1 protein-coding gene is annotated in these 844 nt (G+C 69.2%); it reads right to left on the bottom strand.

The window, feature by feature from the left end:
* Positions 1 to 762: phosphopantetheine-binding protein (locus tag AC5P1C_RS43860; protein ID WP_493871595.1), on the bottom strand; the 762-nt coding region annotated here is incomplete at its 3' end.
* Positions 763 to 844 lie beyond the last annotated feature (82 nt).

Genomic DNA, 844 nt, shown 5'->3' with positions numbered 1-844 from the left:
ACTGCCGCCCAGTTCCCGCAGGTACCGGCTCACCGGCAGTACGGGCAGCCGACCCACACCTCCGCCCTGGAACTCCTCCAGGACCACGCCGGTATCGGAGCCGTCGGTCACTGCGACCTGCGCCAGTTCGGCCACCGTGCGGCATTCGAAGATCTGCCGCGGCGTCACCTCCACGCCCAACCCCCGGGCGCGTGAGACCACTTGGATCGACCGGATGCTGTCCCCGCCCACGGCGAAGAAGTCGTCGTCGACACCCACCCGCTCCTGGCCCAGGACCTCTGCATAGACCGCGGCCAGGACCCGTTCCGCGGCCGAGCCCGGCGCCCGGTACTCGCCACCGCCGAACTCCGGTTCCGGCAACGCCGACCGGTCAAGCTTCCCGTTGGGTGCCAACGGCAGCCGGTCCAGCATCACCAATACCGACGGCACCATGAACTCCGGCAACCGCCCCGCCACAAAGCGCCGCAGTTCCCGTACCGACACACCAGTGGTGAGGTCGAGGGCGTCATCGCTCAGGCCCTCGATGTCGCCGGTGGTGTCATCCGCTCCTGTCGGGACGACATAGCCCACCAGCTGCTTGGCGCCGCGGCCCGTGTGAGTGACGACCACGGCCTGGGACACGCCGGGGTGCGCGGTCAGGGCTGACTCCACCTCACCGGGCTCGATACGGAAGCCGCGCACCTTCATCTGCGCGTCATCACGCCCCGCGTACTCCAACTGGCCTTCGGTGTTCCACCGCGCCAGGTCACCTGTGCGATACATACGCGCCCCGGACCCGCCGAAGGGATCCGCGACGAACCGCTCGGCCGTCAAACTCGCACGGCCGTGATAGCCACGCGCCACA

The organism is Streptomyces sp. A18 (genome assembly GCF_059026065.1).
This window is presented reverse-complemented; position numbering and strand designations above follow the sequence as displayed.